A 25,730-nucleotide genomic window follows, 5' to 3' on the forward strand; every position below is an offset into this window, starting at 1 on the left:
TTAGATAAAGGAAGTAAGACATGGCCTTAGAAGTAATTATGCCAAAAGCCGGCGTGGATATGACAGAAGGACAAATCGTCCAATGGAATAAAAAAGTCGGTGAATTTGTAAAAGAAGGAGAAATCCTTTTGGAAATCATGACTGACAAAGTCAGCATGGAATTGGAAGCTGAAGAAGATGGATACTTGATTGCCATCCTCAAAGGAGATGGTGAAACTGTTCCAGTAACTGAAGTTATCGGTTATCTTGGCGAAGAAGGTGAAAACATCCCAACCGCTGGAGCGGCAGCGCCAGAATCAAAACCTGCACCTGCAGCTAGTGCCTCAAACGACGATGGTAAGAGTGATGATGCCTTTGATATCGTTGTGATTGGTGGAGGTCCTGCTGGTTATGTGGCAGCGATTAAAGCTGCCCAACTCGGTGGGAAGGTTGCCCTTGTTGAGAAATCTGAACTCGGTGGAACGTGCTTGAACCGAGGCTGTATCCCAACTAAGACCTACCTTCACAACGCTGAAATCATCGAAAACATCGGTCATGCAGCAAACCGGGGTATCGTCATCGAAAATCCAAACTTCACTGTAGATATGGACAAACTTCTTGAAACCAAGTCTAAGGTTGTTAATACTTTGGTTGGCGGAGTTGCAGGTCTTCTTCGTAGCTACGGAGTTACTGTTCATAAGGGAATTGGTACCATCACTAAAGACAAGAATGTCTTGGTAAATGGTTCAGAATTGCTTGAAACCAAGAAAATCATCCTTGCTGGTGGTTCAAAAGTCAGCAAGATCAACGTTCCTGGTATGGAATCATCACTCGTGATGACAAGTGATGACATTCTTGAAATGAACGAAGTTCCAGAAAGCCTCGTAATCATCGGTGGTGGCGTTGTCGGTATCGAACTCGGTCAGGCCTTTATGACATTTGGTTCAAAAGTGACTGTTATCGAAATGATGGACCGTATCGTTCCAGCTATGGATGCCGAAGTTTCTAAGAACCTTCGCTTGATCCTTGAGCGCAAAGGAATGACCATCTTAACAGGTACAAAACTGCAAGAAATTATCGAGGAAAATGGTCAACTTCGTATCAAAGTTGAAGGAAAAGACGATATTATTGCAAGCAAAGCTCTTCTTTCAATCGGTCGTGTTCCAGATCTAGAAGGTATTGGCGATGTTGAGTTTGAATTGGATCGTGGACGTATCAAGGTCAACGAATACATGGAAACTTCTGTTCCAGGTATATATGCACCAGGTGATATTAATGGTACTAAGATGTTAGCGCACGCAGCCTTCCGTATGGGTGAAGTAGCAGCTGAAAATGCGCTTAAAGGAAATCACGTTGTAGCGAAACTTAACTTGACTCCTGCAGCCATTTACACTCTTCCTGAAGTAGCAGCAGTAGGTCTAACAGAAGAACAAGCTCGTGAAAAATACGATGTCGCTATCGGTAAATTCAACTTTGCAGCAAACGGTCGTGCAATTGCATCGGATGCTGCTCAAGGTTTCGTAAAAGTCATCGCCGACAAGAAATATGGAGAAATCCTTGGTGTTCACATCATCGGTCCTGCAGCTGCAGAATTGATCAACGAAGCATCAAGCATCATCGAAATGGAAATCACTGTTGAAGAAATGCTTAAGACCATCCACGGACACCCAACATACTCTGAAGTCATGTACGAAGCATTTGCGGATGTTTTGGGAATGGCCATCCATTCACCTAAGAAAAATAAATAAGATTTTCAACTAAATTTTCTTAAAGTAGTACGGACGGCAGCGACCTCTATTAGAGTTCCATGCCTAAAAATTGAGCCTCTTGTCTCAATTTTTCCGAGAAATGTAACGATAACACGTTACATTTCTTTTTACCACTTTAGAAAATTGGATTGCTATGAACAGAATTTAAAAACTAAATTTTTGGAAATACCATGAAATATATTATCAATCATTCAAACGACACTGCCTTTAATATCGCCTTGGAAGAATATGCCTTTAAACACTTACTAGATGAGGATCAAATCTTCCTTCTTTGGATTAACAAACCCTCTATCATTGTTGGGCGTCACCAGAACACTATCGAAGAAATCAACCGTGATTATGTTCGAGAAAATGGTATTGAGGTAGTCCGCCGTATCAGTGGTGGTGGAGCTGTTTATCACGATTTAAACAACCTCAACTACACGATTATCTCAAAAGAAGATGAAAACAAGGCTTTTGACTTCAAGAGTTTTTCAACTCCAGTTATCAATACCTTGGCTCAACTCGGTGTTAAAGCTGAGTTCACAGGTCGTAACGACCTTGAGATTGATGGCAAGAAATTCTGCGGAAATGCCCAAGCCTATATCAATGGTCGTATCATGCACCACGGTTGCTTACTCTTTGACGTTGATTTATCAGTTCTAGCAAATGCTCTCAAGGTTTCAAAGGACAAATTTGAGTCAAAAGGTGTGAAATCCGTCCGTGCTCGTGTAACCAATATTATCAATGAATTACCAGAAAAAATCACAGTTGAAGAATTCCGTGATTTGCTATTGGAATACATGAAAAAAGAGTACCCAGAGATGACTGAGTACGTCTTTTCAGAAGAAGAATTAGCCGAAATCAATCGCATCAAGGATACCAAGTTTGGTACTTGGGACTGGAACTATGGTAAATCACCAGAATTTAACGTTCGTCGTGGAACAAAATTTACCAGCGGTAAGGTTGAAGTTTTTGCCAATGTCATTGAATCAAAAATCCAAGACATCAAGATTTATGGTGACTTCTTTGGTATTGAAGACGTTGCAGCTGTAGAAGATGTCCTTCGTGGAGTGAAATACGAACGCGAAGATGTCCTTAAGGCACTAGAAGCTATTGATATCACACGCTACTTTGCTGGAATTAGCCGTGAAGAAATTTCTGAAGCAGTAGTAGGATAATAAAAGAATCCATTTAAGATGGATTCTTTTATTACATTTAGACTTGATAATCAAGCTGATTAGAGTATAATAGAGAGGAAAAATGAAAAGGAGTTATTCATTAATGTTAGAAATTCCAGTAGAAAGTCTTAATCTATTTGAACAGTTAGACCGCAATGTTGTTGCTTTTTATAGAAATACGGAAATTTCTCAAACTGAAAGTTTAAATATAAGCATCACACAAGAACATTATGATAAGAAATACAAAGAGCTTCAGCCTTTAGAATACCAAGCTGTTCAAATTCCTTTAGGAATGGCTTTAGATAATGTAATCCAGCAAGCCTATTTCCAAAATCTTATAATTGGCGGTCTTCTGCCCGATGAAATCAAAGTAAACAAAGAAGACTTAATGCCTTTGAAAGACATTGTTGATAGTTTTTGTATTATGTACGCTGCAGCAAATAACCGACTGGAAAATGGTAAAGCTTATGAACTGATGAAGGATAAGACAGTGTATTTTATTGGTAAACTGTTGACTGACAGTCTTAAAAAAGGTGACGAAATTTCTTATATGGGAATCGAAAGAGAATCAGCTGATGGAACTTCTTATGAAGCAGTAGAATGTTTTCTAACTAAAGAGAGTGCTGAGCAGTACAATGATTCAAAAAAACCTGTAAGCCCAGCAAATCTAGCCTATCTACAAGCCTTTTGGGGTAAACCAGTAATTATAGAGCCACACCGTAACTACTGGATTGAGTTTAAATAACTAAAAAACGAAAGATAAAAGGAATTGATCTTTCGTTTTTTAGCGATAGTTGCTTTACATAATTTATAATATGTAACACTTATAAACTATCTAAAGCATTCTTTTGTTCATCATTGACGATATGGGTATAGAGGTCAGTGACTTGTGTACTGGCATGTCCTAGCTGATGACTGACCAAAACTTGCGATTTAGTCGCATCATAGAGCCTAGTTGCTAAGGTATGGCGTAGTTTGTGGGGGGTTACACGCACTTTGAAGTCCTCAGAGTACTTAGCAACCATTTTTTCAACACTGGAAGCATCGATACGATTGGGAACACCACGATATAAGGTCAGAAAGAGTGCTGTATCTGTCTTTTCCGTCTTATAGCGTTGATTTCGAATGGCTAGATAATTCTCTAGATAAGGTTTTGCAAAGGCAGCGACATTGACCGAGTCACGTTTGCCCCCTTTTCGAGTGACATCGATCACCATCATTTTGAGATTGAGATCTCTTAGATCCAGATTAACTGCTTCAGACAAGCGGACACCAGACGCCAAGAGAAGGGCAATAATGGCCAAATCACGTTCTTTATTTTTATTGAATGATGAGAGAGCGCGATTTGAGAGTTGTTGTGGGTACTCTTGGTCAATATAAGTCAGAAAACCTTCTGTTTCATCACCTAGAAAGAGTTTTTGCTTGATGTTTTCAGCTCTGGCAGCAAGTGTTTCTTTCTTTTTCTTGGTTGAAACTTTCTTCATTACATTACGATAGAAATAGGGCTCTCCTTGCTCGTTTTCAACTTCCTCGGTTAGATACTTATAAAGACTAGAAAGTGCCGATAAGGTTCGATTGATAGTTGTCTGGGAGACACCTTGCTTGGTTGTATTGGCATTCAGCAATGGGCGTTCACGTAGATATAGGATAAAGGATTCCATGTCTTTTTTTGTCATATGTTCTAAGACAGATAAGGGGATATCGGCCATTGTATCAACGTTTGAAATACCAGACTCCAAAACCCAGCTGAAAAACCGATCGTATTCCTTGAGGTATTCGTAGAGGGTCGTGAAGCTGTATGGAACAGCCAACTTTGACTGGTAGTATTCCAGAACATACCAGGGCATGATTTGTTTTAGTTTGTCGATTCGTTCCAGTAAAATCTCACGTTTCATGTATTTTCTCCATAAATAAGTCTACTAGTAGTATAGCATAGACTTATATATTTTTCAAGAAAATTATAGTTTTTCGGAAAGATGTTATATGAGCTCTTAAAGAAAGGAATAAAATAGAAAAAAGACTCAGATCTATGAAATACAGAGCTAAGTCTTTAGAGTTTCTATTGTGAATCATTATCTAGTGCTCTATACTAAGCCAGAATGAAATAGTCAGCAGAATAAGGAAAATAGTAAAGAGAGTGTTATCAACGAGACTTTTGTTTATTCTACACAATTGAAGAGCTATATAGGGAGCCACGGGGTACAAAATACATTGTATAATTGCTATCATTTTCTTTTTCATGATTTTTAATCTTACTGCATAGATTAAATACAGTAAACTCCTTTCTAGCTTTTATGCTTTATCGCTCCTAACTTAATTGTAGTCTTATTTTTTACAAAGTCCAATTACTTGTATGTGAAATACCTTATCAGTAAGAAATAACCGATCTCATTGCTGAGAATCGGTTTTCTAATGTAATTTATTAAGAAATCCAGCATTCAAAATACATAACATAAATTATGTAAATGATTCCTACAACAACAAATCTTTTACTTTTCCAATTTCACTTTTTGGAATCACTAGGTGAATCATATCACCCAGATACATTCTAGTTGAACCGTTAACTGTTTGGCTTTTGCCATTATGGACTTGGGTGGTGATGAGTACGTTATGTGGCAAGTTGAGTTCGTGAACCTGTTTTCCAGCGATCTTGTCAGATACAGGGATTTCAATTAGGGTAACTTCTCCTTCGTCTGTTGCTTCTTCTGGTAGCATTTTTTCTAGCATGGCCTCATATACTGGAGCACCCTTGAGCAGATCCATGACGATGTAGGCGACTAAGGTCACAAGTCCGAGGGGCATGAGGTTGCGAATATCTCCAACCATCTCGGTTACGAGTATCATAGCAGTTAAGGGAGCCTTGGAAATCGCCCCAAAGTAGCCACTCATTCCTAAAATGACAAATATAGGAAATTGTTCCTGACTGACAAGTCCAAGATTGACACAAATGACACCGACTAGGGCACCAAGTAAGGAACCAAGCGCCAGAATAGGAAGGAAAATTCCTCCTGGGAGGCCGCTTCCATAACTAATCATGCTCCAAATAAAGCGGATCAAAAAGTAAGCTAATAAAAGTTGGAAACTAAAATCTTGCTCAGTCAAAGAAAGAACGACCTGATTTCCACCACCAAGAATTTGAGGTAAGAAAATTCCGACTGGTATGATAAGGATAAAAGCAAAGATTGGATAATAAGCTTTATCCAAATGGATTTTTTGACCAATCCAGTCATAAACTCGACCGACATTGAGTACAGCTTTCTCATAGAGAAAACCAGATAGCCCGAGAAAAACTCCCATAAGGAGGTAAATCCAATACTGGTCTAGGGTCATGAGAGGAATGTTATCTGGCATATCCAGTACGGGGGTTAAGCCAAATATGAGTAGTGAGACAAAGTTTGCTACGAGACTGGCTGCTAGAGTTGAGACCCAGAAAAAGCGTGAAAAATGGTGGTAAACTTCTTCTATAACAAAGAGAAGACCTGCGATTGGTGCATTAAAGGCAGCTGCTAGTCCTGCGGCAGCCCCACTTGCAATCAAGGAACGTTCCTCTACTGGACTGGATTTTAGCCACTTGGCAATACCTTTTCCACCAACTGCTCCAAGTTGAATACTTGGCCCTTCTCTACCTAGCATAAGGCCACTGGCAATAGCAAGAATACCTAATACATATTTTTTCCAGAGGACACTCCACCAATTAAGTGACATGAGTCCCTTTAGTTCTGCTTCGACTTGCGGAATTCCTGAACCTTTGATATCTTTTTCTGACCGAGTTAGTTTCGCACTGAGCCAGCAAACTATTAAATAAAATAGACCAATGATAAAAAGATTGCGCACTAGGTGCGATTGTTCTTGATAAAGTCCTTGTATCAGATGGAAACCCTTTTCGATTAAGAAACGAAAGGATCCGACGATTAGCCCGACGGCGAGACCAACAATGATTCCTCGTCCAACTTGGGATAATATGGTGCTTGAGGCAAAGGCAAATTCTTTCTTGGAGCTGAGTATTTCTGACTGTTCCTCCATAATCATTTCCTCCAACTTAACTTTCTTTATTTGCTGCAACTAGTGATTTTATCGGTTCAAAACTGGTTCGGTGAATTGGGGTGACACCTAGTTTTTCCAATCCTTCTAGGTGTTTCGCAGTTCCATATCCAGCATTAGCTGTAAAATCATATCCAGGATATTGATCATCATAGTCCTTCATTAAACTATCTCGGGTCACTTTGGCAACTATGGATGCGGCTGCGATAGAGAGGGAGTTGGCATCCCCTTTGATAATTGCTGTTTGTGAAATTGGTAAATCAAGCTGCATAGCATCAATCAAGAGGTGCTCAGGTTGCGGACTGAGCTGGGAGATTGCTTCCTTCATGGCAAGCTTGGTCGCTTCATAGATATTGACTTGGTCAATGATGTGATTATCCATGATACCAATACCGATTGCCAAAGCTTGGTCTTGAACGGCTTGATAAATTTCCAGATGTTTCTTTTTGGGGATCTTTTTACTATCGTTCAGACCTCTGATTTTACAATCTTTCGGCAAGATAACGGCTGTAGCGACCACAGGTCCAGCCAGTGGACCACGACCAACCTCGTCAACACCTGCTATCAAGGTCATTCCTTGCTTGTAAAGTTCTTTTTCATAGGACAGCATATTTTCTAGACGAAGATTTTCCTCGCGTTCAGCCTGAATGACTTTTTTACGCTTGTTGATTTCCTTTTGAACTCCAGAACGGGTATCTTGTTCGAATTCTAGAAAAAGAGGATTGTCTAATTCTTTAACAGTGGCAAGAAGTTCTTTGATTTCTTTAATCGTCGTCATCGATATCGTCCAATGTATCTAAGGTGTAGTTACCGAGTTTTCCATCACGAACTTCCTTCACGAAGAGGCTGTAAAAACGGTCGTAATCATCTCGGAACCCGAGGGCACGTGTCATATCCATGATGATAACAGGAGCTTCTTCTTCAATTTTCATTTGTTTGAAGCGTTCAGCTAGCTTTTCTGGATAATGCTCTTTGAAATAATTGAGACCAAAAATAGTCACTTCATCCATTGGAAGCAACTGGTCTTTAATTGCTCCAGTTAGGGCTAGTTTGAGTGCGACAGTATCATCCTCAAACTTAGGCCAAAGAATCCCTGGCGTATCTAGGATTTCAAGGTCTTTATTGGTTTTGAGCCATTGTTGCCCCTTGGTAACACCTGGTTTATTGCCGACAACTGCAATCTTTTTACCAGCCAAACGGTTCATGAGAGTTGACTTGCCGGCATTTGGAATGCCGATAATCATGGTCCGCAAGGTTTCGATCTTGATACCGCGTTCTCTCTGGCGTGCAATCTTATCAGCCATGAGCTTTTTAGCAGCATCAGTCACAACTTTTACAGTCACTTGCTCTTTAGAATTGATTGCCAATGTTTGAATTCCTCGTGATTCAAAGTACTGACGCCATTCTTTTGTCATTGCTGGGTCAGCCAGATCAGCCTTGTTCAAAATCAAAAGTTTAGGTTTATCACCCACAATCTTGTTTAACATAGGATTTTGACTAGATAAAGGTAGCCGAGCATCCACCAAAATCGTCACAAAATCAACAAATTTTAAATTCTCCTGAACCTGTCGCCGAGCCTTAGACATGTGGCCCGGAAACCATTGAATAGTAGCCATAATATTTTCCCCTTCCGACTAAAAAAACGTAATAAAACGTTTTCTTTCTCACCATCTATTCTATCATAAATTAGGTGCTTTTGCACAGGCTTTGACTAAAATAAAATCATACTATAGCACATAACTTAATTTATGTAATCAAACGTTTGCTTGACTTTATTTGCCGTTTGGTATATACTTTGTATATACGGTTTCGTGGAGGTGGAGCGATGAATACAGTAAAGACTCGGAAGGTGGGAAATTCTCTCACTGTGACCATTCCTAAAAATTTGGGTATGACGGAAGGTCAAGAAATAGTTGTCTACAAAGGGATTGACGGAGTCATTGTCTTAGCTCCAAAACTAAAAGATCCTTTTGATGGGATTGCTGATTTGAGAATGACAAATGATTTTGAAGGGGTAAGGTCACTTGATAGCGAAATCTGACTATATTCCTGAAAAGCAGGATATCATTTGGCTGGACTTTGATCCATCAGTCGGTCGAGAAATCCAGAAACGGCGCCCTGCCTTGGTTGTGTCTAGGAGAGAATATGCTTTGCAAACTGGTTTTGTGGCTGTCTGTCCCATTACCCATGGTCAAAAGCATTTAGCAGAAAAAGGCCTGCTCGTTCCTGTCTCGTCGGATAAGGTAGATGGTGCCGTCAATCCATTTCAACTGTATACCTTTGATTTTCGGATGCGCAATGCTCAAAAAATAACAAGAATGGACACGCAGTGTTTTCAGAAAGTCGTCCAACTTTACCAGTACATCTTCGGAGATACATAAATCCTACCATGCATAGACAAGGTAGGATTTTTTCTATATGAGTAACCTATCTAAAAATGGGTGAAGGCAGTTTGTCAAAATCCCTCTAATCCAGCTTTCTTTTGCTGATGATAGATGCTCTGCCTGAAGGCATTCTTTTAGAAAATCGCGGACTTGTGCTGGTGCAATTTCAAACTCAAAGGCTTTCATCTTGTAGAAAAAGTCGATGAGATGCTCAGATAAGTAATCATTTGAAAAAGGTACTTCACCACTTTTTCGATATTCTAATAGAAGCCGAGAAAATCTGGCTTTTTCATCAGGCAAAGCACGAAAATAAGAATTTACTAGCAAAATTTGTTTTTGCTTTCGTTCTTCAAAATCCTGTTTTAAAATTCTTTGCTCTTTTTCAAGCTCTTTTTGATTTTGCTTTGCCTTGATAGCCCGTTCGTCTCTATTTTTTCCAAAGAGGATTTTCTCCCATTTTCGTTCTTCTTGTGTGAGAGTTTCTGTAAAGCCAAAGTAATCTTGATAGGCGCGTTCAGCAGGCCCCATGGCAAGAATGAGGTTATCAGCGTATTGCTTGGCGATTTTATCTCTCTTCTTGCGTTCTTTCTCTGCTTGAATCCGTAAATGCTGCTCGTAGTCTATTTTCTCCTTACCTAGTTTGACAAGGTAGAGTTGGTCATCAGTCTTGCCAAGTAGAAAAGGTTTGATACACTTTTCCAGCACTTCTTCCATACGAGCCTTTTTCTTTGGTTCTGCTTTGGTCCAACTTCCACCTTGAAAGACTTCTAGGAAGAGCTGATAGTCTCTCTCAGGCGCGAATTGATTGCCACGATTGGCTTTGAAAACACCTTTCTCCCAAAACCATTTTAGAAGTCGTTCGTCAAAATCGCTTTTATTGACCTTGATTTTTTCCTTTTTCTGAGCCTTTCTGGTTAAATTTTCAACCTTTCTAAGCAGTTTTTCTTCCTCTTCCAGTTGCTGGTCTAAAGTCAGTCGATGAAAATGACGAACACAATCGCTGCCAATCGGAAAGAGGCGTTGGCCTGTAACAGTATTAAAGAGTTCGTAAGAGTATTTAATGGCATTTCCGCAGACGCAATTACTACGACCAATGCCATTAAAAATCAAGGAAACTTCATTCCATTCCTTGGTAGCTTGATCCCAAGTATCGGCTTTTGAAGCCTGTAAAACTGCGTCATGCAGGGATTTTCTAACTGGAAGTGTCATGAGGTCTCCTTTCTAGGTTATACTTTTACAACTTGAACCTCGTCTTTACCGAGTAAAATCAGGTATTTCTCAATATTTTCAATCGAATAAGCTCGTGATAAGGCTTCTCCGTAGAGGGCTAACTGACCACGATAGCGTTCAATAAGCTGATTTGCTTCATCATAACGGTCAGTCTTATAGTCAAAAAGAACGATACGATCCTCGAAAAGCAGATAGCCGTCCAAGATTCCACGGACAACGAAATCTTCCTGACTCCTTTGGTCTCGTTTGAGCATGGAGAAAGGTTGCTCTCGATAAAGATGATTTGTATTGGCGAGAATCTCTTGACCGAGTGACGTATCAAAGAAGGCTAGGATTTTGGAAAGATTGATCTTGTCTCTGACTGCTGGACTCGTTTGAACTTGTTGCAGAGTTTTTTCCAGAGTGGCAAGTGTTGGTTGCTGACTAAGGTCGATTCTCTGCATGAGTTCGTGGGTTGCACTACCAATTTCTGCTCCTGTTACCTTTTCTTTAGTTGAAAAATCTGGTAAATCAAAGCTGATTTGCTTTTCCGGTGATTGAGTTTGATTAGCAATTTGTACCCCCTCCATATCCATAACGGGTTCGTAGAATTTCTTGATTTGACTTGGAGTTTGAACACTTGGTAATTCAATGGCTGCGCGGTGAAGAGTATTATAAACTTCCACCTCTTTCAGCATTTCAAGGGCTTCTTTAATCGTTTCAGACTGGCGGTTGTCTGCTTGAGAACTATCTTGTAGAGGGCTCTTGTTTTCCAATTGACCGATAGCTTCCCTAGTCAACTGGTCTTCAGCAATAAAACGATAGCTAAAGTTGAGATTGTCCTTGGTAAATACTTTGGTAATAGCCCAGATCCAATCTTGGAAATTCTTGGATTGAAGTCTGGTATGTTTATCTAGTTTTCCGTTTTCAGCTATTGGATATTCCTTTGCTTCCAGCTTTTCACGAGAACCCTTACCGACAAGATAAAGCTTTCTCTCAGCCCGTGTCATGGCAACATACAGCAAACGCATCTGTTCAGAATAGCTAGCCAATTGCAGTTCTTCTTCATTCTGGGTATAGGTAAGGCTGGGGATGGAAAGTTTAATGGTTTTAGGATAGTGAGATTCTACTGCTCCTGTTTCCACCTTGGCAATGTATTTGACACCAAGCCCATTTTGACGACTGAGAATAACGTCTGACATCGAGTCTTGCTTGTTGAAGTCTTGATCCATGTTGAGGATAAAGACATAAGGAAACTCCAGACCTTTGCTCTTGTGAATAGTCATAAGTTCCACAGCATCCTTTGGCGGCGCGACAGCCACGCTTGCAAGATCATGCTGGGCTTCCAAAACTTGATCAATCATACGGATAAAACGAGACAAGCCCTTGAAATTACTCTTTTCAAACTGGTCAGCACGCAGAGCTAGGGCGTAGAGATTGGCCTGTCTGGCTGGACCATTTGGCAAAGCACCAACATAGTCATAATAAAAACAGTCATTATAAATCTTCCAAATCAAGTCATAGAGAGAGTGGGTTTTGGCATACAAGCGCCAAGAATCCAAGATATCCATGAATTGATTTAATTTTTCAGCTAGAGCTGTGTGGATCAAATTTTTTTGACTTGTTGCCAGTTTTTGAGCATTGACCAGTTTCTCATAGAGATTTTCTTGGATTTTATCCTCTGCTTTCTGAAGGGACAAGCGTGCCAACTCGTCCTCATCAAAACTAAACATAGGAGACTTCATAAGGGCAACCAAGGCATAGTCTTGCAGGGAATTGTGGACGACACGAAGAGTGTCTAGCATGACTTGCACTTCTAGGGATTGGAGGTAATTATTTTGTTCTCCATCTGTTTTAACAGGAATCCCGTACTCTGACAGAGCTAGGAGGATCTGGTCATTACGACTGCGACTGGAAGTCAAAAGGGCAATTTCCTTAAAGGCTACACCATTCTCTTGATGGAGCTTCAGGATTTCCTTGACCACTAGGCGCATTTCCCCAGTGAGTTTCGTTTCTGCTTGGCTCTCTTCTTCTTGCCCACTGTCGTCCTTATCGTAGAGGAGAAATTCTGCCTTGTCCTCAGGATTGGGAGTCAGTTTGGTATTGGCAAAAACAAGCTGGTGCATGCTATCATAGTTGATTTCGCCGACCTCTTGGTCCATAAGGCGTCCAAAAACATCATTGGTTGCTGACAGCACTTCTGAACTACTACGGAAATTTTCTTTAAGAAGAATCAACTTGCCCTCTTTAGGATTTTGCGCATAGCGTTGGAATTTTTCATTGAAAATCTGGGGATCTGCCTGACGGAAACGATAGATGGACTGCTTGATATCCCCCACCATAAAGCGATTGTGATCATTAGACAGCAATTCCAGCATCCGTTCTTGAATGTGGTTGGTATCCTGATACTCATCGACCATGACTTCGTGGAATCGCTCCTGATAAACCTTACGGACTTGTGGGAAATTCTCTAAAATCTCAATGGTGAAATGACTGATATCAGCGAATTCAAAGGCATTTTCCTGGCGTTTACGTTCTCGATAAGCCTCCACAAAATCACTCATGAAGGTTTGGAAAGTTTTAGCTAGCTCCCAGGTGTCTTTATGATAATGTTCTTGATAATCGAGAATTGTTATCTGGTCCGCCAGTTGTCCTAGTTTAGCAAACTGAGCCTTTCTCTCATCGTTATAGGCATCAGCTAGTGGTTTCAAATCGGCCTTACGACTGGAGTTAGCTAGAGCTCGACCATTTTTCTCCTTCGAGATGGCAACAACACGCGCAAGCACTGCTTGATAAGCCTGACTATCGGACTCTTGATTTAAGGAGCCAATTTCATCCAGAACCTGTTGCACAGCTTCTAAATAGACAGCTTTGGGAAACTCCTTGGCATCATTATCCAGATGATAACGGAAGAAACTTTCCAAGTCCCAAAGCGCTTGCTTGATTTGCTCAGTTAGTTTGTCTTTTTCATTTGCAAAGTCAGCTGTTTCAAACCCTTTGAGAAAAGACTCGTTCAGCCATTTTTGGGGGCTGCTGGTGGATTGGAGAAAATCATAGATTTTGTAGACTTGTTGGCGCAGACCACGTTCATCCTTGCCTCGTCCAGCAAAGTTCTTGACCAAGCGACTAAAGCTCTCTTTATTTTCACCTTGGTAATGGTCTTCAAAAACCTGATGAAAAACTTCGTTTTTTAAGATTAACTGTTCACTTTCATTTTGTAAAATACGAAAATTTGGTGCGATATCAATCAGATAGCCATGTTTGCTGAGAAACTTTTGTGTGAAGGAGTCCATAGTTCCGATGGCCGCGTTTGGCAGATCTGCCAACTGACGTCCCAAGTGTTGTTTGAGATCGACATCATCGGTTTCTTGGATTTGTTGGCTGATTTTTTTCTCCAAGCGTTCCTTGAGTTCAGTAGCAGCCTTGACAGTAAAGGTTGAGATAAAGAGTTGACTGACTTCTACACCACGCGCTAACTGATCCAGAATGCGTTCTGCCATGACAAAGGTTTTCCCTGAACCAGCAGACGCTGAAACTAGGATATTCTGACCTGCAGTATAAATGGCTTCGATTTGCTCGGCCGTTTTCTTCTGTTCCTTGCTCGAACTCGCTTCTGCTTCTTGCAATTTTTGAATCTCTTCCTCAGTTAAAAAGGAAATAGGCTTCATCGATTCAACTCCTCTCTCATTTTTTCAAACCAAGCTTGCTTGAGTTTTTCTCCGACCAGACGTTTGCCATCAGCTAGCTCTAACTTCTCTAGAAAACGGGCTTGTCCCAAATGGTAATTGGCTTCAAATCCTGTAATGGCCCGATGTTGCTGAACGTATGGGGCAATGCTTCTACCATTTTCGGTATAGGGATTGATGGCGAACTGGCCTTCTAAAATCTTCTCAGCTGCTTTCTTGTAAAGATGGGCATTATAGTCTAGTAAGAGCTGGAACTCCTCATCTGTCAGCTGATTGGCCTTGTTTTTATTGTAAAATTCCCCTAAATGACTACTTTCTTTTTCTAAAAAGAGTCCTTGGTATTTCATTGACTTGCTGGCTTCTGCTACTGCTCCAGCCAAACTCTTAACGGTCAACAGAGATTGGACAGGTTCAGCCATTTCTAGGTACATAGCGCCGAAAAAGTTCTGCTCCCCTTCCTTTTTAAGGGCACCAAGATAGGTTGGCAACTGGGAATTAAGCCCATTGAAGAAATGAGGAAACTGGAACTGAGTCAGACTAGACTTGTAGTCCACCACTCCTAGCGCACCATCTGCTTTCAGGCGATCAATACGGTCAACCTTGCCTCGCACATGAACACTGCGACCATTATCCAATTGAATAAATGCCTGGTCTTTGCCACCAAATGTTGCCTCCTCTTGGATGGTTTCGATGGCTGGATTATGACGAAGGATGTGCCCAGTAGTCCGAGCGACATCGAGAAGAACTTCCTTGGTAAACTGGGCTTCCAAACTTTCTTGATAAATGGCTTCAAATTCCCGTTCTTGACTGGTTTCCTTAATAGCTTGCTCCAGACGTTGGTCAAACGGATTTTCTTCAGGCAGTTTCAAGGCACGTTCAAAAATACGATGTAAGAAATTTCCGTGACTACGGGCATCAGGACGCAAACGTAATTCCTCCTGCAAACCTAAAATATAACGGAGGAAATAACTGTATTCATTGCGATAAAACTCCGTTAAACCAGAGGTAGACAGGTAAAACTCCTTGTCAGCTGGATAGAGAGCCTGCAAGGTATCTTTTTCTAATGGTTTGCTGATTGGACTAGTTGGGATAGCTGGATTTGTAAGGCCTTTTTGATCTAGTTTTTTACCCATCACACGCGCCAAAACCTTAACAAAAGTTAAATCTTGCTCCCTATCACTCGTCTCGCCCTGCTGGTGATAGGCAACTAGACTAGATAAGAGACTGTGATAAGAACCCATATCATCCTTAGACAGACTTTTTTGATGAATCTTCTTCTCTATCCGGATAAATCCAAAACTCATCAGTTCCTGAAGATAGGCCGATTCCTTGCTCTCATTTTCATTGAGAAGACTTGGAGCTGACAAAATCAACTGCCTACGAGCAGCATTGACTAAAGAAAGCATAGTATAGCGATTTTTCTTGAGATTTTCGCTACTTGCAATCAGTAATTGTGCTCCCTCTTCAGTAGCTTGGTTTAGGCTTTGTCTTTCTTCATCTGTCAATAGACTGGTGTTTTGCGCAATTTTTGGTAAATGATCCTGCGTTAGTCCAATGGCATAGACAAAGTCAGTAGTCAGTGGTGCAATCAAATCGTAACTCTGCACCAGAACAGTGTCTACTGTTGCTGGAATAGTGCGATACTGAGATAAAGTCATCCCTGAGTGGAGCAAGGCTAGAAAGTCCTCCAGACCAACTAGCGAACCAGCAAAAACGGTCGCAAATTGTTCTAAAACATGACAGAAGGCTTTCCAAACTTCGGCTTGTCTTTCTTGCTCTAGGGCTTCCATGGTAGCTGTCAAATCTTGCATCTGCTTGCTTAAGGCAGCATTTTTTAGAAATGTACTCCACTTTTGCAAGAGATTTTCAGCCTTCTGTTTCCGACTGGCAAATAAGGTTTCAAGTGGCGCCAAAACTCGCAGACGAATAACATTCAAGTGTTTCAAATCAAATTTTCCATGGTGGGATTTAGTGAAGGTTTGCTGAAAAGCTGGCAAGCCATTGATGCCAAGATAGCGGAGATATTGCTCAAAAGCATCAATATCAGCCTGGCTAAGGTCAGTATACAAACCAGTTCTGAGGAGGTTAATCAAATCCTCCTGACGGAAACGGTAGCGTTTTAATCGTAAAATAGATTCCACATACTGGGTCAAGGGATGATGAGCCATAGATTCGCTTCTACCAAGATAGAATGGAATCTGGTACTGGTCAAAAATGGTCTTTAAGGACAACTGATAAGAAGGCACATCCCCCAGCAAAATACGAAAATGCTTGTAACTCAATTCTGGATGGTCATGTAATTTCTGACGAATGCTACGGGCTACTAACTCCAACTCCTCTTTTTGCGTCAAACAAGACCAGATTTGCAGATTCTCACGGTCCTTCTCAGCGACATCCAAAGTGAGTTCTGAAAAGTCATAAGAAGACTCCAGCAAACGAGAGGCCTTGTCAAAACTATCCATGTACGCATGAGTCTGAGAACGATCCTGAGCAGGTGTTTGGTATTTTGCCCCCAAATGATGTAGAAATTCCACACTAGCTTGGTAAAGATTCCCTTCAGCGAACGGACTGGTATAAGCCTTCTTGCTTGCATAAGCACCAATGACAATCTCGACACCTTTTCGATGGAGCAGATCCACCACATGCTCTTCCTCGGCAGAAAAACGGGTAAATCCGTCAATGACTAAGGCAATCTGACTGAAATCACTACTTACCTTATCATTCTCAATAGCCTCAATCAAATGGGTCAACTGACTTCCCTGAGCCAACTGGTTTTGATTAAGATAAGCAGTCACTTTCTCAAAAATCAAGAGTAAATCTGCTCTCTTATCCTCATCGGTCAAACTTTCCAAGTCCAAAAAGCTCATCTGAGCAGTTGTCATCTCGTGATAAAGTTCAATCAACTGCTGGATAAATTGAGGGTCTTGTTTAATAGCTCCATAAACACGTAACTCTTTGGGGTCCAGTTCCGCAAGGCATTTATAAAAAGCCATTCCGAGACCGATATCATCAAGACTGGTCTTGGCAGGCAAATCATTTAAAACCAGGTAACGAGCCATTTGAGCAAAACGCGTAACGGTAATCACAAAGGAAGCCTGCTGGGACAAGCATTCCAGCACGGCGCGTTCTTTTTCAAATGAAAGAGAGTTGGGGGCAATGTAGAAGACCCGCTTGCCAGCAGCAACTAGCTCTTCTGCCTCTCTCGTTAAAATTTCAGTCAAAGAAGTCCGAATATCAGTATACAGTAATTTCATCTCAGCCTCGTTTGGTTTATCAAAGTTTCTTACTCTATTATAGCAAAGTTCGCTTCACAGTCCAAATCCAAAATTCTAGTTGACAATCATTTAACTAGCGAATCAATCAAGCTTCATCATCCACTTTCATATGCTGAAAAATATGGAGGAAAAAGTCTTTGGAAACTTCAAAATGTCCATAACGAAGTCGAGAAGTATAGTCTTTCCATTCAGGATGTTGTCTGACTATTTCTATGGAACAATCTTTGACTGGTAGATAATACTCGACATTTCGTCTAAAGGGAAAGAATCCTTCAAATTGCTCTACTTGATAGGCTTTGTCATCTATAATTTTACCTACGGCCACAAAAGCCTGTAACTTATCTTGACCATTCATATCGTATTTTGGACTATAGTATAAAAGATAGTCACCTTTTTTCATACGATTTAAGGGGCCGCCCTTTCCATGACAGACCTGACAAAAATTTCCTTCAACTCCTCTTAAAACATGGTTCTTTGAAACAACTCCGACCCAATATCTAGGCATTTTTATCCTCCAACACTGCTAACATGCGATTAAAACTTTCTCTATCGTTAGAAAGTTTTTCAAAAAATTTTTCATCAATCCCTTCTACTAAGGGTAAAGCTTGATTGACCTTCTCCGCGCCAGACTTCGTCACTGAGACCAGTTTTGCCCGACTATCCTTTGGATGTTGATCACGTCTAATGTAGTCCTTCTTCTCCAGTAGTCTAACAATCTGGGAAACCGTCATGACATCCATACCAGTAAACCGAGCAATATCAACTTGTGTTACATATTCCTCTCTATTGTTCAAAAACAAGAGCGAGGTTAAAACGATAAATTGAGGCAAAGTGAGGCCAACCGATTTCAAAACTCTTTTTAAATTACTTTCCCACTTGTTGTAGACTTTGATGAAAAGAAGACCTGTAGACTCTGTTTCATCATTTTTGTAAATTGAATTAAAGTAATACTTTGACATTATTTCTCCTTAACTATTAAGTATACATATTATATAAGAATTTATTTTGTTTTTCAAGAAAAGGAAAGTGAAATGTTACAATTCTGTCAGACATTTTATAGTCTATATGCTATAATAAAAGTAAAACACATAGAAAAGGAAGTCTTATGATTAAACTACTAGCCTTGGATATGGACGGAACCCTCCTCAATGAGGCCAAGGAAATCCCACAAGAACACATCACTGCCATTCACCAAGCCATTGAAAAAGGTGTCAAACTAGTTCTCTGTACGGGTCGTCCACTTTTCGGTGTCCTCCCCTACTACAAAAAATTGGGACTCGACCTCCAGAATGAGTATGTCATTGTCAATAACGGTTGTTCAACCCACCAGACCAGTGACTGGGGGCTAATTGACTGGCAAGAACTCAGTCCAGCTGACATTGAATACCTCTATGACCTAGCAGAAAAAAGCGATGTTCAGTTGACTCTTTTTGATGAGGAACATTATTTTGTCCTCGGTGGCAAGCCTAATCAAGTCATCCAAAATGATGCCAAGCTAGTCTTTTCAGATCTGACTGAAGTTTCTCTTGGGGAAGCTACCAGTGGCAAGTACCGTATGTTCCAAGGTATGTTTTTAGGTACAGAGGAGCAAACAGACGATTTTGAAGAGCGTTTTGCTACAGAACTCTGTCAACGATTCAGTGGCGTTCGTTCGCAGCCTGTCATTTATGAAGCCATGCCACTTGGAACGACAAAGGCTACCGCTCTTTCACGACTGGCAGAGATTCTGAAGATTGATTCCTCAGAAATTATGGCTATGGGCGATGCTAATAACGATATTGAAATGCTCCAATTTGCAGGGCTTGGCATTGCAATGGGAAATGCCAGCGATTATGTCAAATCCCTTGCCAATGACGTTACAGCCAGCAATGAAGAAGACGGCGTCGCGCGTGCCATTGAGAAGTATATTTTATAGAGAAAATCCCCAGTTAAATCCTTAACTGGGTTTTTGACATTTTAAAAATCAGAAAACTTTAGAAACTCTTTAGAAATACTTGAACTTTCCTTGATTTCTATAGCTTATACTAAAGTTAGAAAAATAAATCAAAAGGAGAAAATCATGAAAACAGTACTCGAAATTCATGGACTGACCAAACAATTCGGCCAACAAGCTATTCTTCAAGATCTTCATCTAACGATAAAAGAGGGAGATATTTATGGTCTAATTGGAAAAAACGGAGCAGGGAAAACTACTCTTATCAAAATAATTACACAACTACTGTTTGCGGACAAAGGTACAGTTTCCCTCTTTTCTAGCCAAGAAGAAAATGAGTGGACCAAGGCTTTATCTCGAGTTGGTTCTGTTATCGAATCACCTGTAGCCCATAATCATTTAACAGCTTATCAAAATCTGAAATATTATTGTATGATTCGTCATATCCCAAATGCTGATAAAGTCATTCAAGAAACACTGGACTATGTAGGTTTGTCAGATACAGGGAAGAAAGTCTTTCGTGATTTCTCGCTAGGAATGAAACAAAGACTTGGCATTGCCATTGCTCTCCTATCGAAACCCGACTTCCTTATCTTAGATGAACCCATTAACGGTCTCGATCCGATTGGAATCAAAGAATTTCGTCTGATGATTCAACGGCTCAATCAAGAAAAAGGCATAACCATTCTCATCTCTAGCCATATCTTGTCTGAACTCTATCTCCTAGCTAATCGCTTTGGAATTCTGGATCAAGGTAAGATTATCCGTGAAATCAGTAAAGCTGAATTTGAAACACTAAGTGAGGATTATATTGTTCTTAAAACAAGCGACAAAGAAAGAGCTTGTCAGGTATTGAAAGAACAAATCCAGCTCCAGTTTAAGGTTGTAAACCCTGAAAATGAAATCCATATCTTTGGTAATGAACAAGATGTCAAACAGATTCTTAAACAACTAACTTTGGCCGATGTTGCTATTGATGAGATTTACTTTGCCCGTCAAAACCTAGAAGAATACTTCACACAATTGGTAGAATAGGAGAAAAATCATGATACACACCATTCAAGCAGATTTTTACCGTCTTTTCCGCTCCAAAGGATTTTGGATTACAGAATTCATTCTCTTTGTCCTCTTGCTAATGGGTGCCACTATCGGGGCTACAGGACATCTAATGGCAGTAAATACAACACCACCAGAGACTCCAACCCATGGTTGGAATGGGATAGAAGCTCTAATCAACGCGTCCAGCAATGGTTCAAACCTCGTTTTTCTCTGCATTGTTCTAGCATGTCTCGTTCTCGGAGTTGATCTAATCGGCAAGCTCTATAAAAATAGTTTGACTGTTGGCGTTTCTCGTACAGAGTTTTTCCTTGCTAAATCCTTTGTACTAGCAAGTATCGCTCTCTTACAGCTCATCGCCAGCCTTGTGATTGCTTTTGTTCCCTCAACTCTACTAAACGGACTTGGTACGATGCCTGATGGTTTTATTACAAACCTCCTCTTAACGATTTTCCTTCAATTTCTCTGCCTCCTTGCTTGGCTTTCGATTGTTTCCTTTATTCTCTACCTGACTCATTCTTATCTTGCTGTATTTATTGGTTATCTGATTAGTTCTATCATCCTTTCTGTGCCAATGTTTATTTTCCCAGACATTGAAATTCTACGATATTTAAACTTAAATTTTGCCTATGCTATGACTAGTAATAGTCAAGCTATTCTCTATACCATCACGGTTTGCGTAATTGTCATACTTTTCTTCTCTTTCAGTGGACTGATTATTTTCAAGAAGAAAAGCTTATAAAAAAGACCTCCTCTAGGATATAGAGGAGGTTTCTTCTGTTAAAAATAAATAAAGACCGAAAACCATTCTCCATCAGCAACTAGCTTCATATCCGCTCCAAGAAGATGAACTAATTCCTCAGTAATATAGAGACCTAAACCAGAAGATTCTTCGGTATCTGACATATTTTCAGAATAAAAACGATTACTGAGATTGTCTATATTCTTGATAGGTTTTTTGACTAGGTTACCAATTTCCAAAACAAGCCTATTTTCTTCCTTTTTCAAAGAAAGTCGAGCCTTCTCCTTGCCGTGCTTGAGAACATTTCCAAGGAGGTTTTGTATAATTCGATCAAGCAAGTCCTCATCAGTCGTCGTTTTCAATTCAGGTTCAACGTTAAAATCAAGAACAATTTGTGAAGATTGAAAAACGTCGTAATAAGCTAAAGTCTTTTTCGTTATAAAAGTTGATAAATCAAGTTCTTCCAGTTTCGGTTTAACTGCTCCTTCCATCAAATGACGGTATTCGAGGAGAGCCTCCAAACGTTTGGAAACCAAATCCTGATGATGGGCTATTTTGCTTAAAGTTTCCTGACTATTATCGGGGTGTTTTATTAGTTGCTGAGTATATCCTGAAGCGATTGTCAAAGGTGTCCGAATATCATGAGCGATGTTACTGATTGCCATATCTAGGGTGCGTTTTTCATGCTTCATGATTAGCTGATTCTGCTCCACTTCTTGAAATAGATTCTCAATTTGGTTATGTAGACGCAAAATGGTCTTTGAAAAGAAATTTACCCCGATCCTCTTCATGCTACCAGAGCGAATCTTTTCTTCAATTTGTCTACTTAAATCTCTAACTGCTAGATGATAGCGAATCAAAGAAATCGCCAAAATAATTTTAGTAAGGAGCAATATTGATATCAAAATGTAATTCATTATTTGTCTCCTTTTAATCGAACACCAACTCCCCAAATGGTTTCGATGTATTCGTGATTTGGATCCAGTTGATGCAGTTTTTTACGGAGATTGCTTAGATGGGTGTTGAGCGTATTGTCTCCAGGCAGGTAACTTTCTTCCCAAATCAACTCATAGAGTTCTTCCTTGGTGAAGATTTTTTTAGGATGATGGAGCAACATTTGGAGAATTTGACACTCTTTCTTTGCAAGGCGAATAGTTTCAGTAGAATTGCTTATTTCAAAACTATCCGCATTGAACTGGATGTTTTTTAAGTTTTTTACGAGGTTATCAATTTCTCTTCGATTTTCTGACTGATGTTCACCACTTTGGCGTAATTGCACAGTGACTCTAGCAAAAACTTCATCTAAATCAAAAGGTTTTACTATATAATCATTGGCGCCGTCTAGTAGGTATTGGCTGATGAGCTTTTTATCACCCAAAGCAGTGAGCATGATGACTGGAGTCTGACTAGTTTGTCGAATGGCTTGCAAGACTTGGTCGCCATTTTTTCCAGGAAGCATGATATCTAGCAAAACGAGATCAATGCCACCTTTGTCAAATTGCATGATACCTTCTGTGCCAGAAAATGCTTGAATCACCTCGTGTTCCTCTGCAAGAAGGGTTCTTAAAATTTCCTGGATTTCATTATTATCTTCAATTACAAGTATGCTCGCCATAAACCTCGTCCTTTCTAAAACTATTATAACATGTTTTGTTAGGAATTCCAGATACAGAAAAGCTCCTCTCACATTTTAAGCAAGAAGGAGCTATTAAATTAAATCTACTTAACCAAGTAAGCAATCAGGGTAATAATCCATAAATGGGCTGGGTAGAAAATATAAAAGAAATATTTACTCCAGCTAGTTTCCTTTCCTCGCTGTCCATTATAAAGTGCCATAAAAGGAAATACAGTGATAAAGAGCCAGTCAGAATTGTAAAGCATCATTTCCAAGGTTTGGTACCAAGTATCATAGGTATGGATAGAAGTCACTAACAGGAAGGCCCAAAGTAGAGTATAGAGGAGATTTCGCAATCCCTTACGATTTCTACAAGAGTAACTAATCAAGAGAAATGGTAGCATGGTGATACCACCCTCAGTAAAAAGACAACCGAAAATCAAGAGACCAGCAAGCCCAATCCAACGCCACAACTTCTCTTTTTGATCCAACTCTTTTCGAGGAAAACCAACACAAAGCATGGTGACACCGATAGCCAAAGTCAAGAAAATGTTGTTATTGACCATTATTCCTTTAGATGCAAATAGGGTATTGAGGAGGCTATTGCCTGCGAACATGATAAACGCCCAAGACCAGAGGCGGATGAGATAGTTTTCTATATTACTTGTATGGATAAACCCTTCCATAGCCATATAGGCAAACCAAACTCCCACACAACGGGTCATAGCGTGGAAAATACCTTCCCACAGAGGAGAAACGATTCCGGTGATATGAGGGATATGGTCTAGAACCATTACTGCAGCCATCAGGTACTTCAACTGTGTTGCATTCCATTTTTTCATAATAAACCTCTTTCTTTTTGATCTACATAGAGTATAGCATACATTTCTACGTATAATCGTACACCTATCTTACATTTAAAAAGCCTATCTTACATTTTTGTAAGACAGGCTTATAGCAACTAATTTTTATAAAAGAATATTATTTAATTTTATGCTTATCCATTTTTTCCTGGAAAATATCTGTAATGATTTGGCGCAATTCTTCTCGTTCCTTCTCGGGAATCTCACCACTTCTTTTGGCTACTGCATAGAGCTCTGGATGTTCGATAGAAATTCGCTTTATTGTCCGAGTTGTTGCGTGTTTTCTCACAAAAAATGGGATGCGTTTGATCCATTCCTGAGGTACTAGGGCAAGAATTTTTGCAGCGGTTTCCTTATCGCTAATTTCAGATGTTGTCAGTCCCTGCTTTATCATTTCCTGTTCTTTTTCAGTAAAATCTTTTAATTCCATGATTCTTCTCCTAGTTAGTAAATGACTCTATGATAGATTATATACTAATCCTGACCAAAGTACAAATAGAATAACATCAAAAAAACTTAGTAGGTCTTTATTTCACTAATCATCACGCGCTACTTCTCCAACTAGCTCAAAATCTATCATATGGTAGTTTTCATCCAAGCGAATTAAGGAAAAATACTCATTCCAAAACAGGTGGTCACTGGGACTTTTCCACTGGATACCATACCATAGTTGGGTCGAGTCTACAGGATGTGCAGGCGGAACTGACCATAATTTATCACCAAAGGTTGTTCGCATGGTTCCTTCTTCAATTCTAGTCAGTAAATCTATACCATTCAGCTTATAGGATATAGCTTTTGATTTTGCTGCTTTGATACGATCTTCATCTAGTTTAAACTGGATAATTTTACAGTCCTCTAAGGCGGTTTCTTTTATTTCATCTCCGTATAAGGCAATACCTCCAAGGATTAAACCATCTTTGCCAAGAAGATAGGGAGCATACGACACAGCATTGCTATCTTGATGAAAACCTTTTTCGATAAAAATACTCTTATTAGCCTGGTATTTTTTGATTTTCCCCGAAGAAAGAGCCTCATCATAATCGTTACTAAAGCTGTCATTATCCCTGATGTAGATGTCAAAACCTTCTTTTAGAAGGTCACTCACACTTGTTTGCGTTAGTGTGATCGGTTTGTCATCTATCATCAATTCTGGAGCTTTGGGTGGCAACCCTATCTGACCATAAGCTATCATAAGAAATAAAGCCACCATAAAAGAAACCACAAGTGCGATCATCGCTTTTCCCGTGCGTTTTCTAGCATTAAAAAGTGCCATAATCGGTGGTAGGATGACAATTTTTGCCAGGATAGCATTACCAGTTCCTCCCCTACTCATTATTTGGACTACAAAAACACCAGCAAGCGCAATCATCGACAAATAAACTAGAAGCTCGCCAAGCCCCATCTTGTCTGTACGAGTTTGTTCATTTACTGGCTCATCTAAGACAGATTTCCCATTCACTACCAGCCTTTTGAGGAAGAAATACATTCCGAGTCCAATCCCCAAAAATGCCAATGCAAGAAAAGCCAGCGAACTGATTACAACTATTCTACCCATCTCAATTTTCTCCTTAGTTTATACATTCAACCTTTAATTTCTTTTTCAAGGTTCTATTCGCAATCAGTAGCACAAGCAAAAGAAAGGGCGCTCCATTAAGAACAAATATGGGGAAAGCCTTGATAGCAATCCATAATATCGTCCCTTTTTTCTCAATCCAACTACTCCCCCAATCACCATTGATCAATGGAAATAGTGATTCTATGTAACCTTGATACCATAGAAAAAATGGATTTTGGGAGCAATTCGCATTCAGCCAGATAATTATCAAGCAAAACAGAATCAAGTAGACCAGACCGACAAATACACTAATCCGTCTGGTGGTTTTTGTCGCCTGCTGACAGATTCTTTCTTTAGTCTCTTGATTAATGCCTTCAAGACCACTATTCTTGCAAGCTTCCTTTTCAAATCTGTAGAGTAGATACCGATAGAGGTAATCCTTTCGTATATTGCCTTTCATATA

The 25,730-nt window shown here is 40.0% G+C and carries 23 protein-coding genes; 9 read left to right on the plus strand and 14 right to left on the minus strand.

Annotation, left to right across the window (positions count from 1 at the left end):
- Positions 1-20: 20 nt before the first annotated feature.
- The 3 genes from lpdA to D8862_RS01150 all read left to right on the plus strand — a co-directional run bounded on the left by lpdA (position 21) and on the right by D8862_RS01150 (position 3,653).
- On the plus strand, positions 21-1,727 hold the full coding sequence (lpdA, locus tag D8862_RS01140; protein ID WP_125448374.1) for a dihydrolipoyl dehydrogenase: 1,707 nt from the start codon (positions 21-23) through the stop codon (positions 1,725-1,727).
- 191 nt (positions 1,728-1,918) lie between these two features.
- Positions 1,919-2,908, plus strand: a complete 990-nt coding sequence (locus tag D8862_RS01145; RefSeq protein ID WP_125448375.1) for a lipoate--protein ligase — start codon at positions 1,919-1,921, stop codon at positions 2,906-2,908.
- A gap of 103 nt (positions 2,909-3,011) precedes the next feature.
- A complete protein-coding gene (locus D8862_RS01150) occupies positions 3,012-3,653 on the plus strand; it encodes a hypothetical protein (protein WP_125448376.1) in 642 nt (213 codons plus the stop codon).
- 79 nt (positions 3,654-3,732) lie between these two features.
- Here D8862_RS01150 and xerS read toward each other — a convergent pair whose 3' ends face one another.
- The 4 genes from xerS to ylqF form a co-directional block, all read right to left on the minus strand.
- Positions 3,733-4,803 (minus strand): tyrosine recombinase XerS, encoded by a 1,071-nt coding sequence (xerS, locus tag D8862_RS01155; RefSeq protein ID WP_125448377.1) that lies wholly within the window; start codon positions 4,801-4,803, stop codon positions 3,733-3,735.
- A gap of 577 nt (positions 4,804-5,380) precedes the next feature.
- Positions 5,381-6,931: a ClC family H(+)/Cl(-) exchange transporter gene (locus tag D8862_RS01165; protein ID WP_125448378.1), complete on the minus strand. Its 1,551-nt coding sequence runs from the start codon at positions 6,929-6,931 to the stop codon at positions 5,381-5,383.
- A gap of 16 nt (positions 6,932-6,947) precedes the next feature.
- Positions 6,948-7,727 carry a ribonuclease HII gene (locus D8862_RS01170; RefSeq protein ID WP_125448379.1) on the minus strand — a complete coding sequence of 260 codons (780 nt, stop codon included), beginning with the start codon at positions 7,725-7,727 and terminating at the stop codon, positions 6,948-6,950.
- Complete coding sequence (gene ylqF, locus D8862_RS01175) at positions 7,714-8,565, minus strand: ribosome biogenesis GTPase YlqF (RefSeq protein WP_125448380.1); 852 nt, start codon at positions 8,563-8,565, stop codon at positions 7,714-7,716. Before ylqF ends, D8862_RS01170 begins: the two co-directional genes overlap by 14 nt.
- Positions 8,566-8,774: 209 nt before the next feature.
- On the opposite strand from ylqF, the gene mazE reads away from it, so the two are divergent.
- Positions 8,775-8,990 (plus strand): type II toxin-antitoxin system PemI/MazE family antitoxin, encoded by a 216-nt coding sequence (gene mazE / locus D8862_RS01180; RefSeq protein ID WP_125448381.1) that lies wholly within the window; start codon positions 8,775-8,777, stop codon positions 8,988-8,990.
- On the plus strand, positions 8,974-9,330 hold the full coding sequence (locus tag D8862_RS01185) for a type II toxin-antitoxin system PemK/MazF family toxin (protein WP_000560796.1): 357 nt from the start codon (positions 8,974-8,976) through the stop codon (positions 9,328-9,330). The genes mazE and D8862_RS01185 overlap by 17 nt, the downstream gene beginning before the upstream one ends.
- A 33-nt stretch (positions 9,331-9,363) precedes the next feature.
- On the opposite strand, the gene D8862_RS01190 is transcribed toward D8862_RS01185, so the two are convergent.
- From D8862_RS01190 to D8862_RS01210, 5 genes are all read right to left on the minus strand, one after another.
- Positions 9,364-10,542, minus strand: coding sequence for a hypothetical protein (locus D8862_RS01190; RefSeq protein WP_125448382.1), 1,179 nt, complete (start codon positions 10,540-10,542; stop codon positions 9,364-9,366).
- A gap of 17 nt (positions 10,543-10,559) precedes the next feature.
- Positions 10,560-14,210: a helicase-exonuclease AddAB subunit AddA gene (addA, locus tag D8862_RS01195; protein WP_125448383.1), complete on the minus strand. Its 3,651-nt coding sequence runs from the start codon at positions 14,208-14,210 to the stop codon at positions 10,560-10,562.
- Positions 14,207-17,482 carry an ATP-dependent nuclease subunit B gene (gene rexB / locus D8862_RS01200; protein ID WP_125448384.1) on the minus strand — a complete coding sequence of 1,092 codons (3,276 nt, stop codon included), beginning with the start codon at positions 17,480-17,482 and terminating at the stop codon, positions 14,207-14,209. Before rexB ends, addA begins: the two co-directional genes overlap by 4 nt.
- A 106-nt stretch (positions 17,483-17,588) precedes the next feature.
- A complete protein-coding gene (locus D8862_RS01205; protein ID WP_125448385.1) occupies positions 17,589-18,008 on the minus strand; it encodes an EVE domain-containing protein in 420 nt (139 codons plus the stop codon).
- Positions 18,001-18,462: a MarR family winged helix-turn-helix transcriptional regulator gene (locus D8862_RS01210; protein WP_125448386.1), complete on the minus strand. Its 462-nt coding sequence runs from the start codon at positions 18,460-18,462 to the stop codon at positions 18,001-18,003. Before D8862_RS01210 ends, D8862_RS01205 begins: the two co-directional genes overlap by 8 nt.
- Positions 18,463-18,608: 146 nt before the next feature.
- Here D8862_RS01210 and D8862_RS01215 point away from each other — a divergent pair, with 146 nt between their 5' ends.
- The 3 genes from D8862_RS01215 (at position 18,609) to D8862_RS01225 (ending at position 21,234) form a co-directional block, all read left to right on the plus strand.
- Positions 18,609-19,418: a Cof-type HAD-IIB family hydrolase gene (locus D8862_RS01215; RefSeq protein WP_125448387.1), complete on the plus strand. Its 810-nt coding sequence runs from the start codon at positions 18,609-18,611 to the stop codon at positions 19,416-19,418.
- A 144-nt stretch (positions 19,419-19,562) separates the two neighbouring features.
- Positions 19,563-20,471, plus strand: a complete 909-nt coding sequence (locus D8862_RS01220) for an ATP-binding cassette domain-containing protein (protein WP_125448388.1) — start codon at positions 19,563-19,565, stop codon at positions 20,469-20,471.
- A 10-nt stretch (positions 20,472-20,481) separates the two neighbouring features.
- Positions 20,482-21,234 (plus strand): ABC-2 family transporter permease, encoded by a 753-nt coding sequence (locus tag D8862_RS01225; RefSeq protein WP_125448389.1) that lies wholly within the window; start codon positions 20,482-20,484, stop codon positions 21,232-21,234.
- Positions 21,235-21,272: 38 nt separating this feature from the next.
- On the opposite strand, the gene D8862_RS01230 is transcribed toward D8862_RS01225, so the two are convergent.
- The 5 genes from D8862_RS01230 to D8862_RS01250 form a co-directional block, all read right to left on the minus strand.
- The gene (locus D8862_RS01230; RefSeq protein WP_125448390.1) at positions 21,273-22,151 is read right to left on the minus strand and encodes a sensor histidine kinase; all 879 of its coding nucleotides are present in this window, start codon (positions 22,149-22,151) and stop codon (positions 21,273-21,275) included.
- Positions 22,151-22,849 carry a response regulator transcription factor gene (locus D8862_RS01235; protein WP_125448391.1) on the minus strand — a complete coding sequence of 233 codons (699 nt, stop codon included), beginning with the start codon at positions 22,847-22,849 and terminating at the stop codon, positions 22,151-22,153. Before D8862_RS01235 ends, D8862_RS01230 begins: the two co-directional genes overlap by 1 nt.
- A 104-nt stretch (positions 22,850-22,953) precedes the next feature.
- Positions 22,954-23,691 (minus strand): TraX family protein, encoded by a 738-nt coding sequence (locus D8862_RS01240; RefSeq protein WP_125448392.1) that lies wholly within the window; start codon positions 23,689-23,691, stop codon positions 22,954-22,956.
- 139 nt (positions 23,692-23,830) lie between these two features.
- Positions 23,831-24,142, minus strand: coding sequence for a hypothetical protein (locus tag D8862_RS01245; protein ID WP_125399501.1), 312 nt, complete (start codon positions 24,140-24,142; stop codon positions 23,831-23,833).
- Between the two features lie 105 nt (positions 24,143-24,247).
- The gene (locus D8862_RS01250) at positions 24,248-25,267 is read right to left on the minus strand and encodes a hypothetical protein (RefSeq protein ID WP_125448393.1); all 1,020 of its coding nucleotides are present in this window, start codon (positions 25,265-25,267) and stop codon (positions 24,248-24,250) included.
- A 235-nt stretch (positions 25,268-25,502) separates the two neighbouring features.
- On the opposite strand from D8862_RS01250, the gene D8862_RS09585 reads away from it, so the two are divergent.
- Positions 25,503-25,688, plus strand: a complete 186-nt coding sequence (locus D8862_RS09585) for a hypothetical protein (RefSeq protein WP_004243676.1) — start codon at positions 25,503-25,505, stop codon at positions 25,686-25,688.
- Positions 25,689-25,730 lie beyond the last annotated feature (42 nt).

This window comes from Streptococcus oralis (genome assembly GCF_003942585.1).
GTDB classification, from domain to species: Bacteria; Bacillota; Bacilli; order Lactobacillales; family Streptococcaceae; genus Streptococcus; species Streptococcus oralis_BE.

Excerpts from the sequence above, each read along its gene's own strand:
- lpdA (WP_125448374.1), top strand. The coding sequence starts at position 21 with ATGGCCTTAGAAGTAATTATGCCAAAAGCCGGCGTGGATATGACAGAA.
- D8862_RS01145 (WP_125448375.1), top strand. The coding sequence starts at position 1,919 with ATGAAATATATTATCAATCATTCAAACGACACTGCCTTTAATATCGCC.
- D8862_RS01150 (WP_125448376.1), top strand. The coding sequence starts at position 3,012 with ATGTTAGAAATTCCAGTAGAAAGTCTTAATCTATTTGAACAGTTAGAC.
- xerS (WP_125448377.1), bottom strand. The coding sequence starts at position 4,803 with ATGAAACGTGAGATTTTACTGGAACGAATCGACAAACTAAAACAAATC.
- D8862_RS01165 (WP_125448378.1), bottom strand. The coding sequence starts at position 6,931 with ATGGAGGAACAGTCAGAAATACTCAGCTCCAAGAAAGAATTTGCCTTT.
- D8862_RS01170 (WP_125448379.1), bottom strand. The coding sequence starts at position 7,727 with ATGACGACGATTAAAGAAATCAAAGAACTTCTTGCCACTGTTAAAGAA.
- ylqF (WP_125448380.1), bottom strand. The coding sequence starts at position 8,565 with ATGGCTACTATTCAATGGTTTCCGGGCCACATGTCTAAGGCTCGGCGA.
- mazE (WP_125448381.1), top strand. The coding sequence starts at position 8,775 with ATGAATACAGTAAAGACTCGGAAGGTGGGAAATTCTCTCACTGTGACC.
- D8862_RS01190 (WP_125448382.1), bottom strand. The coding sequence starts at position 10,542 with ATGACACTTCCAGTTAGAAAATCCCTGCATGACGCAGTTTTACAGGCT.
- addA (WP_125448383.1), bottom strand. The coding sequence starts at position 14,210 with ATGAAGCCTATTTCCTTTTTAACTGAGGAAGAGATTCAAAAATTGCAA.
- rexB (WP_125448384.1), bottom strand. The coding sequence starts at position 17,482 with ATGAAATTACTGTATACTGATATTCGGACTTCTTTGACTGAAATTTTA.
- D8862_RS01205 (WP_125448385.1), bottom strand. The coding sequence starts at position 18,008 with ATGCCTAGATATTGGGTCGGAGTTGTTTCAAAGAACCATGTTTTAAGA.
- D8862_RS01210 (WP_125448386.1), bottom strand. The coding sequence starts at position 18,462 with ATGTCAAAGTATTACTTTAATTCAATTTACAAAAATGATGAAACAGAG.
- D8862_RS01215 (WP_125448387.1), top strand. The coding sequence starts at position 18,609 with ATGATTAAACTACTAGCCTTGGATATGGACGGAACCCTCCTCAATGAG.
- D8862_RS01220 (WP_125448388.1), top strand. The coding sequence starts at position 19,563 with ATGAAAACAGTACTCGAAATTCATGGACTGACCAAACAATTCGGCCAA.
- D8862_RS01225 (WP_125448389.1), top strand. The coding sequence starts at position 20,482 with ATGATACACACCATTCAAGCAGATTTTTACCGTCTTTTCCGCTCCAAA.
- D8862_RS01230 (WP_125448390.1), bottom strand. The coding sequence starts at position 22,151 with ATGAATTACATTTTGATATCAATATTGCTCCTTACTAAAATTATTTTG.
- D8862_RS01235 (WP_125448391.1), bottom strand. The coding sequence starts at position 22,849 with ATGGCGAGCATACTTGTAATTGAAGATAATAATGAAATCCAGGAAATT.
- D8862_RS01240 (WP_125448392.1), bottom strand. The coding sequence starts at position 23,691 with ATGAAAAAATGGAATGCAACACAGTTGAAGTACCTGATGGCTGCAGTA.
- D8862_RS01245 (WP_125399501.1), bottom strand. The coding sequence starts at position 24,142 with ATGGAATTAAAAGATTTTACTGAAAAAGAACAGGAAATGATAAAGCAG.
- D8862_RS01250 (WP_125448393.1), bottom strand. The coding sequence starts at position 25,267 with ATGGGTAGAATAGTTGTAATCAGTTCGCTGGCTTTTCTTGCATTGGCA.